At 71.8% G+C, this 13,489-nt stretch carries 14 protein-coding genes; 8 read left to right on the top strand and 6 right to left on the bottom strand.

All coding sequences use genetic code 11. The features are described from left to right. The first annotated feature begins 32 nt into the window (after nt 1-32). The gene (locus O7614_RS15215) at nt 33-728 is read left to right on the top strand and encodes an alpha/beta hydrolase (RefSeq protein WP_278139109.1); all 696 of its coding nucleotides are present in this window, start codon (nt 33-35) and stop codon (nt 726-728) included. Nucleotides 729-847: 119 nt separating this feature from the next. On the opposite strand, the gene O7614_RS15210 is transcribed toward O7614_RS15215, so the two are convergent. The 4 genes from O7614_RS15210 to O7614_RS15195 form a co-directional block, all read right to left on the bottom strand. Beyond that, the gene (locus O7614_RS15210) at nt 848-2,122 is read right to left on the bottom strand and encodes an MFS transporter (protein ID WP_278139108.1); all 1,275 of its coding nucleotides are present in this window, start codon (nt 2,120-2,122) and stop codon (nt 848-850) included. Beyond that, a complete protein-coding gene (locus tag O7614_RS15205) occupies nt 2,119-2,796 on the bottom strand; it encodes a helix-turn-helix domain-containing protein (protein WP_278139107.1) in 678 nt (225 codons plus the stop codon). The genes O7614_RS15210 and O7614_RS15205 overlap by 4 nt, the downstream gene beginning before the upstream one ends. 64 nt (nt 2,797-2,860) lie before the next feature. Next, on the bottom strand, nt 2,861-3,604 hold the full coding sequence (locus O7614_RS15200; RefSeq protein WP_278139106.1) for a hemerythrin domain-containing protein: 744 nt from the start codon (nt 3,602-3,604) through the stop codon (nt 2,861-2,863). A 74-nt stretch (nt 3,605-3,678) separates the two neighbouring features. Then, nucleotides 3,679-4,527, bottom strand: coding sequence for an LLM class flavin-dependent oxidoreductase (locus O7614_RS15195; protein WP_278139105.1), 849 nt, complete (start codon nt 4,525-4,527; stop codon nt 3,679-3,681). 114 nt (nt 4,528-4,641) lie between these two features. Between O7614_RS15195 and O7614_RS15190 the strand changes: the two genes are divergently transcribed. Continuing rightward, nucleotides 4,642-5,229, top strand: coding sequence for a MarR family winged helix-turn-helix transcriptional regulator (locus tag O7614_RS15190; protein ID WP_278139104.1), 588 nt, complete (start codon nt 4,642-4,644; stop codon nt 5,227-5,229). Between the two features lie 39 nt (nt 5,230-5,268). On the opposite strand, the gene O7614_RS15185 is transcribed toward O7614_RS15190, so the two are convergent. Next, a complete protein-coding gene (locus O7614_RS15185) occupies nt 5,269-5,928 on the bottom strand; it encodes a hypothetical protein (RefSeq protein ID WP_278139103.1) in 660 nt (219 codons plus the stop codon). Between the two features lie 429 nt (nt 5,929-6,357). Here O7614_RS15185 and O7614_RS15180 point away from each other — a divergent pair, with 429 nt between their 5' ends. Next, nucleotides 6,358-7,320, top strand: coding sequence for a helix-turn-helix transcriptional regulator (locus tag O7614_RS15180; protein ID WP_278139102.1), 963 nt, complete (start codon nt 6,358-6,360; stop codon nt 7,318-7,320). A 201-nt stretch (nt 7,321-7,521) separates the two neighbouring features. Here O7614_RS15180 and O7614_RS15175 read toward each other — a convergent pair whose 3' ends face one another. Continuing rightward, nucleotides 7,522-7,917 (bottom strand): helix-turn-helix domain-containing protein, encoded by a 396-nt coding sequence (locus O7614_RS15175; RefSeq protein ID WP_278142267.1) that lies wholly within the window; start codon nt 7,915-7,917, stop codon nt 7,522-7,524. A gap of 96 nt (nt 7,918-8,013) precedes the next feature. Between O7614_RS15175 and O7614_RS15170 the strand changes: the two genes are divergently transcribed. The 5 genes from O7614_RS15170 (at nt 8,014) to O7614_RS15150 (ending at nt 13,408) form a co-directional block, all read left to right on the top strand. Continuing rightward, a complete protein-coding gene (locus O7614_RS15170) occupies nt 8,014-8,871 on the top strand; it encodes an SDR family oxidoreductase (protein ID WP_278139101.1) in 858 nt (285 codons plus the stop codon). A 292-nt stretch (nt 8,872-9,163) separates the two neighbouring features. Continuing rightward, on the top strand, nt 9,164-10,111 hold the full coding sequence (locus O7614_RS15165; RefSeq protein WP_278139100.1) for an ion transporter: 948 nt from the start codon (nt 9,164-9,166) through the stop codon (nt 10,109-10,111). Between the two features lie 77 nt (nt 10,112-10,188). Next, nucleotides 10,189-11,355, top strand: a complete 1,167-nt coding sequence (locus tag O7614_RS15160; RefSeq protein ID WP_278139099.1) for an acyl-CoA dehydrogenase family protein — start codon at nt 10,189-10,191, stop codon at nt 11,353-11,355. Further along, on the top strand, nt 11,355-12,200 hold the full coding sequence (locus tag O7614_RS15155) for a PhnD/SsuA/transferrin family substrate-binding protein (RefSeq protein WP_278139098.1): 846 nt from the start codon (nt 11,355-11,357) through the stop codon (nt 12,198-12,200). Before O7614_RS15160 ends, O7614_RS15155 begins: the two co-directional genes overlap by 1 nt. Beyond that, a complete protein-coding gene (locus O7614_RS15150; protein ID WP_278139097.1) occupies nt 12,197-13,408 on the top strand; it encodes a ferritin-like domain-containing protein in 1,212 nt (403 codons plus the stop codon). Before O7614_RS15155 ends, O7614_RS15150 begins: the two co-directional genes overlap by 4 nt. Nucleotides 13,409-13,489 lie beyond the last annotated feature (81 nt).

The following is a 13,489-nucleotide window of genomic DNA, read 5'->3' as shown; positions in this document are numbered from 1 at the left end:
CGACTGTCGGAGGGTGCCGCTAGGGTCCGTCCATGGCTGAATTCGTGTTGGTGGCGGGGGCGTGGCTGGGGGCTTCGGCATGGGACGACGTGGTCGCGCCACTTCGGGCGGCCGGGCACGGCGCCCACGCGTTGACCCTCTCCGGTCTCGGTGACAAGCGGGGCATGCCCGCTGGGCAGCAGACCCACGTGCAGGACATCGTCGACGAGGTCGCGCGTCGCGACCTGCGCGACGTGGTGCTGGTCGGGCACAGCTACTCCGGCATCCCGGTGGGTCAGGCCGCCGAGCGCATCGGCGACCGGTTGACCACTGTGGTCTTCGTCGACGCGGAAGTGCCGGTCGACGGCGGGTCGTTTGCGTCCGGTTGGTGGCAGGGCCAGGAGGCGTTCGAAGCGCAGCTCACTGAGAACGGGGGCTACTGGCCGCCGATCGGGGCGGCCGACCTCGACGGTCAGGGGCTCGCCGACGAGCAGGTCGCCCGGTTGATCGAGGGCTCTGTGCCGCACCCGGGGGCCACGCTGACCGAGCCGGCCGTGCTGACCCGCCCGTTGGGTGAGCTTCCGGCGACATACATCAAGTGCCTGCTCGACGGGCCTGAGCCCAACGACACCGTGGCAACGCTGCTGGCCAGCGACAACTGGCGACTGGTCACCATGGACACCGGCCATTGGCCGATGTTCTCGCAGCCCACCGAGCTGGCCCGGATCCTGGCTGCGCAAGCCGACTGACCGCGCCGGGCGCGTGAGTGTCGGCGCGGCGCACCCAGGCCCGCCGACGGCGCGGTGCCTCCGCTCGCCGCCATCCGCCGGGAGTGGGGTGGCGACCGCGGCGTCCAGCGCCAACGGGGTCAGGCGATCTGGTCGTCCAGGGTTCTGATCTGGCGCACCGGCGACGCGACCAGCCAGAGCACGGCGAGCATGCCACCCAGCCCGGCGATGGCCAGGGTGGGTCGCAGCCCGATGGTGGTGCCCAGCGCGCCACCGACCAACGCGCCGATCGGTCTGATGCCGTAGTTGACGGCGCTGTACGCCCCGGCCCGCCGTCCTCGCGCCTCGTCGGGTGTCACGGCGGTGAGCAGGGCATTCAGGTTGACGTCCATCAGCATCACACCGATGCTGGAGACCAGCTCGATGGCCGCCAGCATGGCTACCTTCGTCCAGGTGGGGCCGGTCACCAGCGCGGTCAGCGCCAGCGGTGCGGGAAAGAGCACCACCCCGATCATGGCGGCACGCCCCAACCCGATGGCGCGGGAGATCCGTGGGGCGAGCCCCGCGCCGACGAGGCCGCCGAGCGCGCCGAACCCGAGGGCGACGCCGATCGCGCCGGCCGACAGGTCGAGGTCCCGGCTGGCGTAGAGCACCAGCAGCGCGGTGGCGATGAAAGTGAAGAAGTTGACGGTAGTGGTGCAGCCGAGGGCTGCCCGTAACACCGGGTGCCGCAGCACCAGCGCGAGCCCTTGGCGGACCAGACCGAGCGTGGACGTCTGGCGCGGCGGCGGAGGCGACTCCGTGACCGGGATGCGGCGGAGCAGCAACGCGGAGCCGAGGAACGACACCGCGTCGACGAGGATCGCGACCGGCGCGCTGAGCGCCTGGACCAGCCCGCCACCGACGGCGGGGCCGGCGATGAAGGACAGTGACCGGCTCATGCTCAGCTTGCTGTTCGCGTCCACGTACGCCGACCGCGGCACCAGGGCGACGAAGAAGGCCTGACGCGCCATGGCGAACAGCACCGCTCCGAGGCCGGTGAGCAGTGCCACCAGGTAGAGCTGGGTGAGGGTGATCGCGTCGAACAGGTAGGCGACCGGCAGACTGAGCAGCACCGCCGCGCGGACCAGGTCCGCGATGATCAGGAGTCGCCGCTTGTGGGTGCGCTGGTCCACCCATGCACCGAGGAACAGGCCCAGCAGGTTGGGCAGCCAGATCAGCGCGGTCAGGACGCTGACCTGCACGGGTGTCGCGGTGAGCAGGGAGACGGCGATCAGCGGGAGTGCCAGTTCGCTGACCCGGTCGCCGAACTGGGAGATCGTCTCACCGGCCCAGAAGGTGCGGAACCGTCGGTCGCGATGCAGGGCCGGCGGGGATGCGGCGCCGGTGGCGCTCGCGGTGCCGGTGGCGGTCATGACGAAACCGCGCCTTCGTCGCCGCGCTCGGCGGCCGAGGCTGCGTCGCCGCGCTCGGCGGCCGAGGCTGCGTCGCCGGGCTCGGCGGCCGAGGCTTCGTCGCCGGGCTCGGGCAGGAGGTAACGCAGCGTCCGGATGATTCGGGCGCCGTCCGGGGCTGACTCCTCCTTGCGTCGCACGTACGGAGCGATCAGCTCCTCGATCGACTCCTCCAACTGCCGCAACTCGTCGGCGGTGGCCACGAATCGGGTGTCGGCGACGCCGGCCAGCCGGCGCCACTCGGCGTCGAGTCGGGGTTCGTCGTGCAACAGCCACTGCTGGGGCACCTCGGCCCGGCGGGCGAACATCTCGCCGCGCAGTTGCCTGCCGGCGGCCTGGCCCTCGGCGTCGTCCGGCAGCACGAAGCGGAAACCCCGCGCCACCGCCTGCCACCAGCGTTCCCGCTTGCTGGTGGCGCCGTCCCAGTCGGTGACCAGGCCGAACGTCGCAAGGTGCCGCAGGTGCCAGCTGACCACCGACGGTGTGGCGCCGACGTGCGGCGAGAGCCCGGTCGCGGTGGCCGGGCCCTCGCGCTGGAGGTGTTCGAGGATGGCCAGCCGGACCGGGTGGGCCAACGCCCGCAACGCCTGCGGCTCGTTGATCTCGAAGTCCCCGTACGGATTCTTGAGAGACATGTTTCGAAAGTAGTCTCTCAGGTCTGCCGAGGCAACCTCCGTCGCTCGGAGCGGGCCGCGACGATCAGGCGACGCCCAACCTGGCCAACGGCTCGACCAGCTCACGCTCCTCGTAGCTGAGGTGCGACAACAGGGCGTCGGTCAGCAGATCCACCGCCGCCCGCAGGCCGGCGAGCCCGTCCGGAGACCCGACGTACGCGACCAGAGCCCTGTCGACACCCTCCAACACGTCGTGGATGACGTGATGCTCCTGCTCCAGCCGGTCCACGACCGGGCCGAGCCGGGGGTCGTGCGCCCGCAGCCGGGGGAAGAACGACTGGTCCTCGATGGTGTGGTGAGTGGTGACGATGCGGCAGTACGACTCGCAGTAGACGCCGAGCGTCCACCGGTTCTGCCGCATCGTCATCGTGTTGATGTGCGACCGGGCCGCGCCGGCGTCGATCTCCCCGGCCGCGACCTGCTCGATCAGGTCGTGGATCTGGGCCAGCTCGGCGCGCAGGCCGTCGTGGATCTGCACCAGATGCGCACCGGTGGCCTGCTCCTGCGGCGTGTAGGTGCGATCCGGGTCCGGCGCCGGCCCGGTCGGTCGGGTCGACTCGTCCCAAACCTGCTGGTCGCTGCGCCGTACCCCGTCGTCGGGGGTCGGCACGACGGCGAACGCGCCGCCGGTCACTGTCGCGCGGCTCGCCCGTACCGGAGGGGCGACACGCCGCTCCGACGCCGGTTCCGGCGCACGCTCCGGCACTGCGCCACGATCACGCACCGCCGCGTCTCCGCCGTGCTCCGGTGCCGCGCCACGATTACGCACCGCCGCGTCCCTGCCGTGCTCCGGTGCCGCGCCACGGTCGCGTTCGGCCGCGACCAACTCGCGGACGGCGGGGGCTACCTCGCCTGCGAACCGGCGCAGGTCGTCGGGGTCGTCGCGCCGAGGATGAAGGCACTCACGCCCTCACCCAGGGCCAGCTCGGTCAGCTCCTGCACCCACTGCTCGGCGGGTCCGTCCAGCGGACCACTGCCGACGGCCGAGAACTGGCCGGAGATGTTGAGCAGTCGCCGCACGTCCCCGGGCGAGCGGCCGGCCTGCTGCGCGGCGTCGTCGATGATCGCGTTGCCCTTGGTGAGGTCACCGGGTTGGAGGTAGCCCAACGTGGGCAGCCACCCGTCGGCCCGGCGACCGGTGAGCTGGAGCATCCGAGGCTTGTACGCGCCCAGCCACACCGGCACCGCGTGCGCCGGAGCCGGACCGCGCTTGGCGCCCACCACCCGGTAGAACTCGCCGTCGACGCGAACACCACCGCGCGTCCCGGTGTCCCACACCTGCCGGATGACCTCGATGGCCTCCTCCAACGCGCGTACGCCCTGGCCCGGGGTCAATCGTCGGCCACCCATCGCCTCGATGGCCTCCCAGAACGCTCCCGCGCCCAGGCCGAGGCTGATCCGCCCGCCGCTGAGCAGGTCCAGGCTGGCCACGCTGCGGGCGAGCACCGCCGGTGGGCGCAGCGGCAGGTTGGTCACGTTCGCCGCCAGGTGCACGCGACTGGTGCGCGCGGCGACGAAGCTCAGCAACGTCCAGGTGTCGAGGAACGCCGGCTGGTACGGGTGGTCCTGGAAGGTGACCAGGTCCAGCCCGACCTGCTCGGTCAGGACGGCGAGGCCGACCGTGCGCTCCGGATCGCCACCGCCGGGGGTGACGAAGGATCCGAAGACCAGGTCGTGGCCGTAGTCGCTCATCTGCGAGCCTCCCGATTCACACGACGCGTCGGATGATGCGCCATGCCCTGAACCTTATGCCCCTCAGATCATCTGCTGCCAACAAGGTCTGTGTCACTGCGCTATTGTCGTGGCATGACGGGTGCCACCCACCGGCCGGACCGGCCCGATCCGCTCGACGACGACCTGGGCTGGATGCTCGGGATCGTCTTCCGTGGCTACGTCCGGGCAGCCGACCACGCGCTCGCCGACTTCCCCGGCGGCCCACGCGGCTACCAGGTGCTCACCGCCGCGATCAACGGACCGGCCCGCAACCAGGGAGCGATCGCCGAGGAGCTCGGCCTCGACCGCACCGTCCTCACGTACCTCATCGACGACCTGGAAGGGCCCGGGTTCGTCGCGCGTCGGGCGGACCCGGCCGACCGACGCAACCGGCTGATCGACGCCACCGACGCCGGCCGCGTGGCCTGGGAGAAGCGGCGCTCCGCGCTACGGCAGGTCGAGTCGCACCTGCTGGGCGCGCTCGCGCCCGGCGACGCGGCGACGCTGCGGGCACTGCTGCAACAGGTCGCCTGCTCGGCCCAGGCGGCGGACCCGCTGCGTGACCTCTGCGAGGTGGTGGCGCAGGTGCAGCCCGCCCCTGCCACGGCGACGGACCGGTCCGACGACGCGCCCGGACGGGTCAGGCGGACTTCCACCCCCCGAGCCCGCCGCCGCGACTGACGCCCATCAGAAGACCCTGCCCAGCAAGGGTGCCAGCCGTCAGATCCGGGCGCGGGGCAGCCAGCCGAGAAACCGGAGCCGGACCCGGGGCAGCGGCAGCGTGGGCAGGTCCTGGGCGGCGGCGACAAGGCAGGAGCCGAGGTAGACGGCGAGGGCGGCGCGCGCACCGCCGAACTCGGCGAGCAGCTGGCTCTGCTTCGTGGCGCAGGGCCATTCCCGACCACATCCGGTGCAGGTCCAGCTCGGCGGGTTGGGAAGGTGCTCCGGCAGTTTCGCCCGGTGGTACCGACCGACGACGCTGTTGTCCGCACGCACGTCGCGTCGCCGCGGCGCGGGGCCCGCGTTGCGGTGCGTCGGGCGGGCGCTGGGAAGATAGCGCCCGACGGTGCCGAGGAGCACCCCGACGCGGATGAGCGCGTCCGGCCCGACGTGCTGGGCCAACAGAGCGGTCATCAGGTAATGCCCCAGCAGGTCGAAGGCGTCGCGGTCGAGGCGCAGCTCGCGGCAGAGGTCGACGAAGTCCGGTGTGGTCAGGGGCACCCGGTCGTCGAGTGCGCGGTGCAGCACCTCGCGCAGGGCGCTGCCGAGCCGTTGCACCGCGTCACCCTCGCCAAGCCCCAGGCTGTCCTCGTCCGCCACCCGGGCCAGCGCCTCGGCCACGGCCAGCCGAACGACGCGTTCAGGGTCAGTACTGTCCAACGTTCACCCCTCCGTGGGCAGGTCCACCGGGCGGTGGCCCATTCGTCCGCGACCGCCCGTGGTGATCGTGAATAACATTTCGTTGTCGGCCGCACGGGTGGCTAGGACAGCAGACGCAGAACGCGCTGACGGGTTAGCCGGAAAGCGAACTCGACCTGCCGACACGCATCAGCGATTCGCGGGACGACGCAGTCATGGTTGTCGTAGGGTGATATTCCCATCTACAGATATTGCGCCCTCGCCCGCCCGATGGTCAGACCATCTCCGACACCTCGACCGGTCGCCGCCGTCCCGCTCGCGACGTTCCACCGCACCGCACCGCCGGCCACGACAGGGTCGGATCACCGCCGAACACCCCGGCACGTTCCGATCCCGCCGCCGGCACGGTTCACCGCCGGCGGCGCCCGCACCGGACGGAGGCAGCAGCGGATGACGTCAACACCAGTGCAGACCCACCAGTTCGACAGCCGCGACCCGGTGGCCATCCAACAGTTCCTGTCCACGACGTACGACCCGAAACTGCGTGTCCACAGCAGGCACGGCTACCAGCTCAGTCATCACCGCGTCGACGCCGGCCCCTTCGCCCTCGCGACCACCCGCCAGACCGGACATCTCGACATCGACGCCAGCACGCTCAGCGGCCTGGTCGTCGGCAGCAGCCGAACCGCCCGTGTCGATCGCGCCTGCGACGGATCGGCCGACCGGTTCGGGCCCGGTGACGTCTTCCTCGTCACCAGGCCGGAAATGCCGTGCAGCGTACGGTGGCTTCCCGGTGAGGTGGAGCTCTGCGTGCTGGACCTGTCGATCCTGGCGCAGGTGGCCACCACCGCGCCGACCCGGCGGCCCGGTCCGATCCGGTTCACCAACCTGAGTCCCGCCAGCGCGGCCCTCGCCCGCCAGTGGCGCAACACCACCAGCTTCGTCAGCGGTGTGGTGCTGAGCAGTCCCGCCGCCGGAACGCAACCGCTGGTGATCGGCAATGCCGCCCGCATGCTCGCCGCTGCGGCGCTCACCGTCTTTCCCAACACCGCCTTCACCGAACCGACCGCCGCTGACCGGAACGACGCCAGCACCGCCACCCTGCGGCGGGCCATCACATTCCTGGAGGGGCACGCCGACCAGGACATCAGCGCCGCCGACATCGCCGTCGCGTCGCGCGTTTCCCTGCGGGCGGTGCAACTCGCCTTCCGCCGTCACCTCGGCACCACGCCGATGGCGTACCTGCGTCGAATCCGCCTCGATCGCGCGCACCACGACCTGGTGCGGGCCGACCCCCGCCAGGAGACCGTCTCGGCGATCGCCAGTCGGTGGGGCTTCGCCAGCCACAGCAGGTTCACGGCCCGCTACCACGCCAGTTACGGCGTACCGCCGCGCGAGACGCTGCACGCCTGAGCCACACGGTTGAAGGAGATCACCGGGTCGCGGTGAGCAAGGGCGAGCCCCAGGTTTACGGCACACAGGTCCGGACGGTCCCGCCCCGACGACTCCGACCGGGGACGAGTCGGGTGTCGAGCGGCGTCGGGCCGAGGCGGGCCTGCCCACACCGGCCAGCTACCTGGCCGAGATGACCACGATCTGCGCGCAGGACAACACCTAGCTCCGGTCGCGCTCGCGGGTGTCGCGGGCGGCCTGCACCTCGGGCACCGATGCCTCCAGCAGGTCGGCGAGGCCGCGTAGTTGTTCGGCGACCCGAGCGCCGAGGGGCGTCAGCGAGTATTCGACGCGGGGTGGGATCGCGGTGAGCACCTCGCGGGTGAGCATGCCGTCACGTTCGAGTGTCTGCAGGGTCTGGGAGAGCATCCGCTCGCTGACCCCGTCGATCCGGCGACGCAGGGCGTTGAACCGGTAGCGACCCTCGCCGAGCGCCAACAGGGCCAGCGAGGCCCACTTCGAGGTGACGTCCTCGAAGGCCGCCCGGGAGGTGCACCCTCGGGCGAAGACATCGCTGACGAATTCCTGGGTAGGCCCCGCCGGGTCCTGGGCGGGCATGTCGCTCACCTCACCAGCCTACCTCACGGTTACTCGAAGATAGTGCTGTAGATTCGTAAGTGCATGCAGAATTGACACCACGCATCGGAGGTTCCCATGCCCACCTACGCCGTGACCGGCGCCACCGGCCGCCTGGGCCGCCTGGTGATCGGGCAGTTGCTCGACAGCGGCGTACCGGCCGCCGAGATCGCCGCCATCGTCCGCAGCCCGGAGAAGGCCGCCGACCTGGCCGCGCGCGGGGTCGAGATCCGTAAGGCGAACTACGACGACCCGTCGACCCTGCCCGGCGCCGTAGCCGGCGTACGCCGTCTGCTGCTCATCTCCGGCGACACCCCCGGTCAGCGCGTCCCGCAGCACACCGCGGTCGTCGACGCCGCCAAGCTCGCCGGGGTCGAACGGCTGGTCTACACCAGCATCCTGAAGGCGGACTCCACCACGAACCCCCTCGCCCCGGAGCACAAGGCCACCGAGGAGGTCCTCGCCGCGTCCGGCCTGACCTACACAGTGCTGCGCAACGGCTGGTACACCGAGAACTACACCGACCAGCTGCCGCAGTACCTGGGGTCCGGCACCATCCTCGGCGCCACCGGCGGCAGCAAGATCTCCGCCGCGACCCGGGCCGACTACGCGGCTGCCGCGGTGGCCGCGCTGACCCGCGAGGAGGCCGGCAACGCCGTCTACGAGCTGGGCGGCACCCCGTTCACCTTCGACGAGCTCGCCGAGGCCGTCACGGAGGTGACCGGCACCCCGGTCGCCCACCGAGACCTGTCCGCCGCCGAGCTTGCCTCGGCGCTGGAGAACGTCGGCCTCGACGCGGGCACGGCCGGATTCGTCGCCGCACTCGACAACTCGATCGCGATCGGCGAGCTGGTGACCGACAGCGACGACCTCAGCCGTCTGATCGGGCGCCCGAGCACCCCGCTGCGTGACGCCATCCGGGCCGCGCAGGCCTGACCTTGGCCATCGGCCACAGCGATCCCGGCGGGCGGCGGGACGGGCGTCCCGTCGCCCGCCGGAGCACCGGGGCCGACCGCCCCGCGCCGACTACTCGCCCTCGTCCTGCTCCTCGGTGAGCAGACCTCGCAGGGGCCGCTCGACGAGTTCGGCCCCTCGCGCGACGCCTCCCACATTGATTGATCTTGGCTAGGGTGGTGGGCATGCCCGAACACCATCCGCACCGCCACCACGACGGCCGGAGGTGGGCCCCCGCCACGGCCCCGGCGCGCCCGATCGAGCCGGCCGGCTGGTGAGCGACGCACCCGCGCCCGCCCAGCGAGGCGGGCCGGGCACACCTTCACCCCACCGATCCGGTTGGGCCGCCCGCTGCGCTCGCCTCTCCCGGTCGCGCCCCTTCGAGATCGCCATCGTCGTGGTCATCCTTGCCAACGGGATCGTGCTCGGCCTGGAGACCTACGACGACCTCAGCCCGGCCGGCACGGCACTGCACTGGCTGGAGTTGTTCTTCCGCGCCGTCTTCGTCGTCGAGATCGGCGTCCGACTCGCTGCGTACGGCAGACGTCCGCAGGACTTCTTCCGGCACGGCTGGAACGTCTTCGACTTCGTGGTGATCGCCGCCATCTTCATACCGGGCCTGCACGGCGACCCGGCACTGTTGCGGGTCGTGCGGGTCGCCCGCATGGTCCGGCTGGTGCGGTTCTCGCCGGGCCTGCGGACCATCGTCTCCGCGCTGTGGCGCAGCCTGCCCGGCGTCACCGGCTTCCTCGCCCTGGCGGTGGTGACGCTCTACGTGTACGGCATGGCCGGCTGGCTGATCTTCGGCAACAGGTACCCGGAAGAGTACGGCGACATCGGCCGGTCGCTGCTGACGTTGTTCGTGCTGTTGTCGTTGGAGACGCTGCCGGGCCTCATCGAGCAGGGTATGGCCATCTCGCCGTGGACCCTGCTCTACTACGTCAGCTACGTGGTCGTCACCGTCAACCTGCTGCTCAACATCCTCATCGCGGTCATCGTCAACTCGATGGAGGAGGCGCGCCGGTTGGAGATGACCGAGCGGTTGGCCCCCGACTACGACGAGGACGGCGACGGCGTACCGGACGAGGTGGACCGCATCGCGCTGACCCAACGGCTGGACGACCTGCGGGCGGTCATCGCCGAGTTGGAGCGGGAGTTGCGGATCGACCGGGAGGACGGGCACGGCCGGCCACACCGGGACGGCGCGCGTACCAGAGGGTGATCCGACACTCGCGCTGCGTACTCCGTTTCGGATAGTGTCGGCGGCGGTCCCACCGCCTCGGCCGAAGGGGCACCAGCATGACGACCACTGTCGACAGTGCTCAGTCCACCGCCGACGTCGCCGACCGGCTCGGTGCCGTCATCGCCGAGGTGATCCGTCCGCAGGCGGCGTCGGTCGACCGGGATGGTGTCTTCCCCCGGCCGGGTGTCGACGCGCTCGCCGCGGCCGGTCTGCTCGGCCTGGCCTCCTCCACCGAGGTCGGCGGCGGCGGCCACGGCATACGGACGGTCGCCGAGGTCGTCGAACGGCTGGCCGCCGAGTGCGGTTCCACCGCGATGGTGGTGCTCATGCACTACGCGGCGACCGCCGTGATCGAGGCACACGGCCCGCGCGAGGTCCGCGCGGCCATCGCAACCGGCGGTCACCTCAGCACCCTGGCCTTCTCCGAGTACGGGTCACGCAGCCACTTCTGGTCACCCACCGGCACCGCGACCACCACCGACGACGGTAGCGTCCGCCTCGACGCCCGCAAGAGCTGGGTCACCTCGGCCGGCGAGGCCACCAGCTACGTCTGGTCGAGTCTCCCGGTGACCGCCGACGGCCCGATGACGCTGTGGCTCGTGCCTGCCGACAGCCCCGGCCTGACCGTCGCCGGTGAGTTCGACGGGCTCGGCCTGCGCGGCAACGGCTCCCGGCCGATGACCGCCGACGGGCTCCGGGTCCCGTCGTCGGCCATGCTGGCGGCCGACGGCGCGGGGCTCGACACCGCGCTCGGCGCGGTCCTGCCCTGGTTCCTGGTGCTCAACGCCGCGTTCTGTCTCGGTCTCGCCGACAGCGCGGTCGCCGAGGCGGGCCGCCACCTCACCGCGACCACGCTCGCACACACCGGCACCGCCCTGCGCGACGCTCCGGTCACCCGCCGGGACCTCGCCCGACTGATGATCCGCACCGACGCGCTGCGTGCCTTCCTGGGTGACACCCTCACCGCTCTGGAAACCGGCCGGGACGACGCGATGCTGCGCGTGCTGCAGGTCAAGGCGCTCGCCGGCGAGACCGTCGCCGAGGTGACCGACGGCGCGATGCAGCTCTGCGGTGGCAGCGCGTTCCGCAAGGAGTTGGGTCTCGAGCGTCGTTTCCGCGACTCGCGCGCGGCCCGGGTGATGGCGCCCACCACCGACGCGCTGCACGACTTCGTCGGTCGGGTCGCCACCGGCCTGCCGCTGCTCGACGAGGCGAACCGCTGATGCCGGTGCCCGGCGTCGTGATGGGCGCTGTCGCGTACGACCCCAAGGTGGTGACCATCTGGGAGGGTTTCCGTGCGTGGCTGCGCGGACGCGGCCTGGACTTCGACTTCGTCCTCTACTCGCACTACGAGCGGCAGGTCGAGGATCTCGTCGCCGGGCGGATCGACGCGGCGTGGAACTCCCCCCTGGCCTGGCTGCGCGCCGAACGACTGGCGGGCGCCAACGGCACGACAGTGCGCGCGCTGGCCATGCGCGACACCGACCAGGACCTCACGTCGGTCGTGGTGGTCCGGGCCGACTCGCCGGTGCATTCCGCCGCGGACCTGGCCGGGATGACGGTCGCCGTCGGAGCGGTGGACAGCCCTCAGGCGACGTTGATTCCGCTGGCTCACCTCGCGGCGGCCGGGGTCGCTGTCGACGTACGCCGCTTCGATGTCGGCGTCGGTCTGCACGGCGACCACATCGGTGGTGAGCGCGACGCCGCCCGCGCCCTGACCGCCGGCGAGGTCGACGCCGCCTGCATGATCGACGCCAACCACCTGGCGTTCGTCCGGGAGGGCACACTGCCGCCCGACGGCACCCGGATCATCGCGCAGACAGCGCCCTACGACCACTGCAACATGACGGTCCGTGGTCCGGAGACCGCCGGGGTCCGGCTCCTCGGTTCGCTGCTGCTCGGCATGTCGTACACCGATCCGCAGGTGCGTCCGCTGCTCGACCTGGAGGGGCTGACGGCCTGGAAGGACGGCCGCGCCACCGGGTACGACGCCCTGACCGGGGCGGTCGACGCCATCGGCTTCTACTCCCCCGACGGGCGGGTGACGGCCTCGGACTACCGGCCGTGAACGCCACACCGGTCGCCCAGGTCGACCTCGGCGACCTGGGTTTCGGCCGGGGCGCGCACCTGCTCGTGCAACGCGCCCTGGCCGGGCTGCCGCCCGGCGGCCGGTTGGCGGTCGCCGGCCGCGACCCGGCGTTGCGCGTACACCTGCCCGCCTGGTGTCGTGGCCGGGGCCATCGGGTCGAGTCGCCCGCGCGTGACGACCGGAGCGACCTGGTCGCGGTGATCGTGCGGGGTACGGCGGACGACGACCGTTGGTTCGGCGCAGAGCGGGCCGGGCCAGCCCTGCCGACGCCGCTCAGCAGCCGCCCGCCGGCGCGGTGGGGGCTGGGTGCTCGGGGCGCGCTGCTGGAAGCCGGTGGCCCCGAGGCCCGGTTCGACCTGGACGACCGTGACCTGGTGTGGGCCGACGTCGCTCCGCACCTCTACGCCCAGGCGGCGGCGCGACAGTGGGACCCGCAGACCGCAGTGCCCTGGGACGATCCGTTCACGCTGCCGGCCGACGTGGAGGCCGCAGTGGTCCAGGTGATGACCTACCTGGTCGAGAACGAGCAGGCAGCTCTGGTCGTTCCGGCCCGGTTCGTCGGGCGGATCCACCCGCACTTCCGCGAGGTGGTGCAGCTCCTCGCGGTGCAGATGGCCGACGAGGCCCGGCACATGGAGGTGTTCGGCCGGCGGGCGCTGCTGCGGGGCACCGAGTTGGGCACGTCGTCGGCCGGTGGGCGGCAGTCGCTGTTCACGCTCGTCACGGAGTCGGACTTCGCGTTGGCCTCCTTCCTGCTGTCCGTGCTCGGGGAGGGCAGCTTCGTCGACCTGCTCTCGTTCCTGCACCGGTTCGCGCCGGATCCGGTGACCCGCCGGATCTGCTGGCTCGCCATGCAGGACGAGCGCCGGCACGTGGTGTTCGGCATGGCCCACCTGGAGCATCAGGCACAGCTCGACCCGCTGCTGCGCGACCGGCTGCGGGCGGCCATCCACCGTCGCCACGACGCTCTCGCCGACACGGCCGGTCTCAACGCGGACGTCTTCGACGCGCTGGTGGTGCTCGCCGCGGGTGGTTGGCACCCCGCCGAGGTGTCGGCCGGCTTCGACCGGGTGCAGGCCCTGCAACGGGCGATGGACCAGGGGCGCCAGCGCCGGCTGGTACGCCTGGGTTTCCCGCCCGACGAGGCCGCCGCGCTCTCGGCCCTGCACACCCGCAACTTCATGTAGGCGCGACCCCCGCGCACGACGTGTCGTGCGCGGGCCGGTCGTCTCGGAACGCCAGAACCGTGACCACTGTCATCCCGCAGT

Source organism: Micromonospora sp. WMMD961 (assembly GCF_029626145.1).
Taxonomy (GTDB): Bacteria; Actinomycetota; Actinomycetes; order Mycobacteriales; family Micromonosporaceae; genus Micromonospora.
This window is presented reverse-complemented; position numbering and strand designations above follow the sequence as displayed.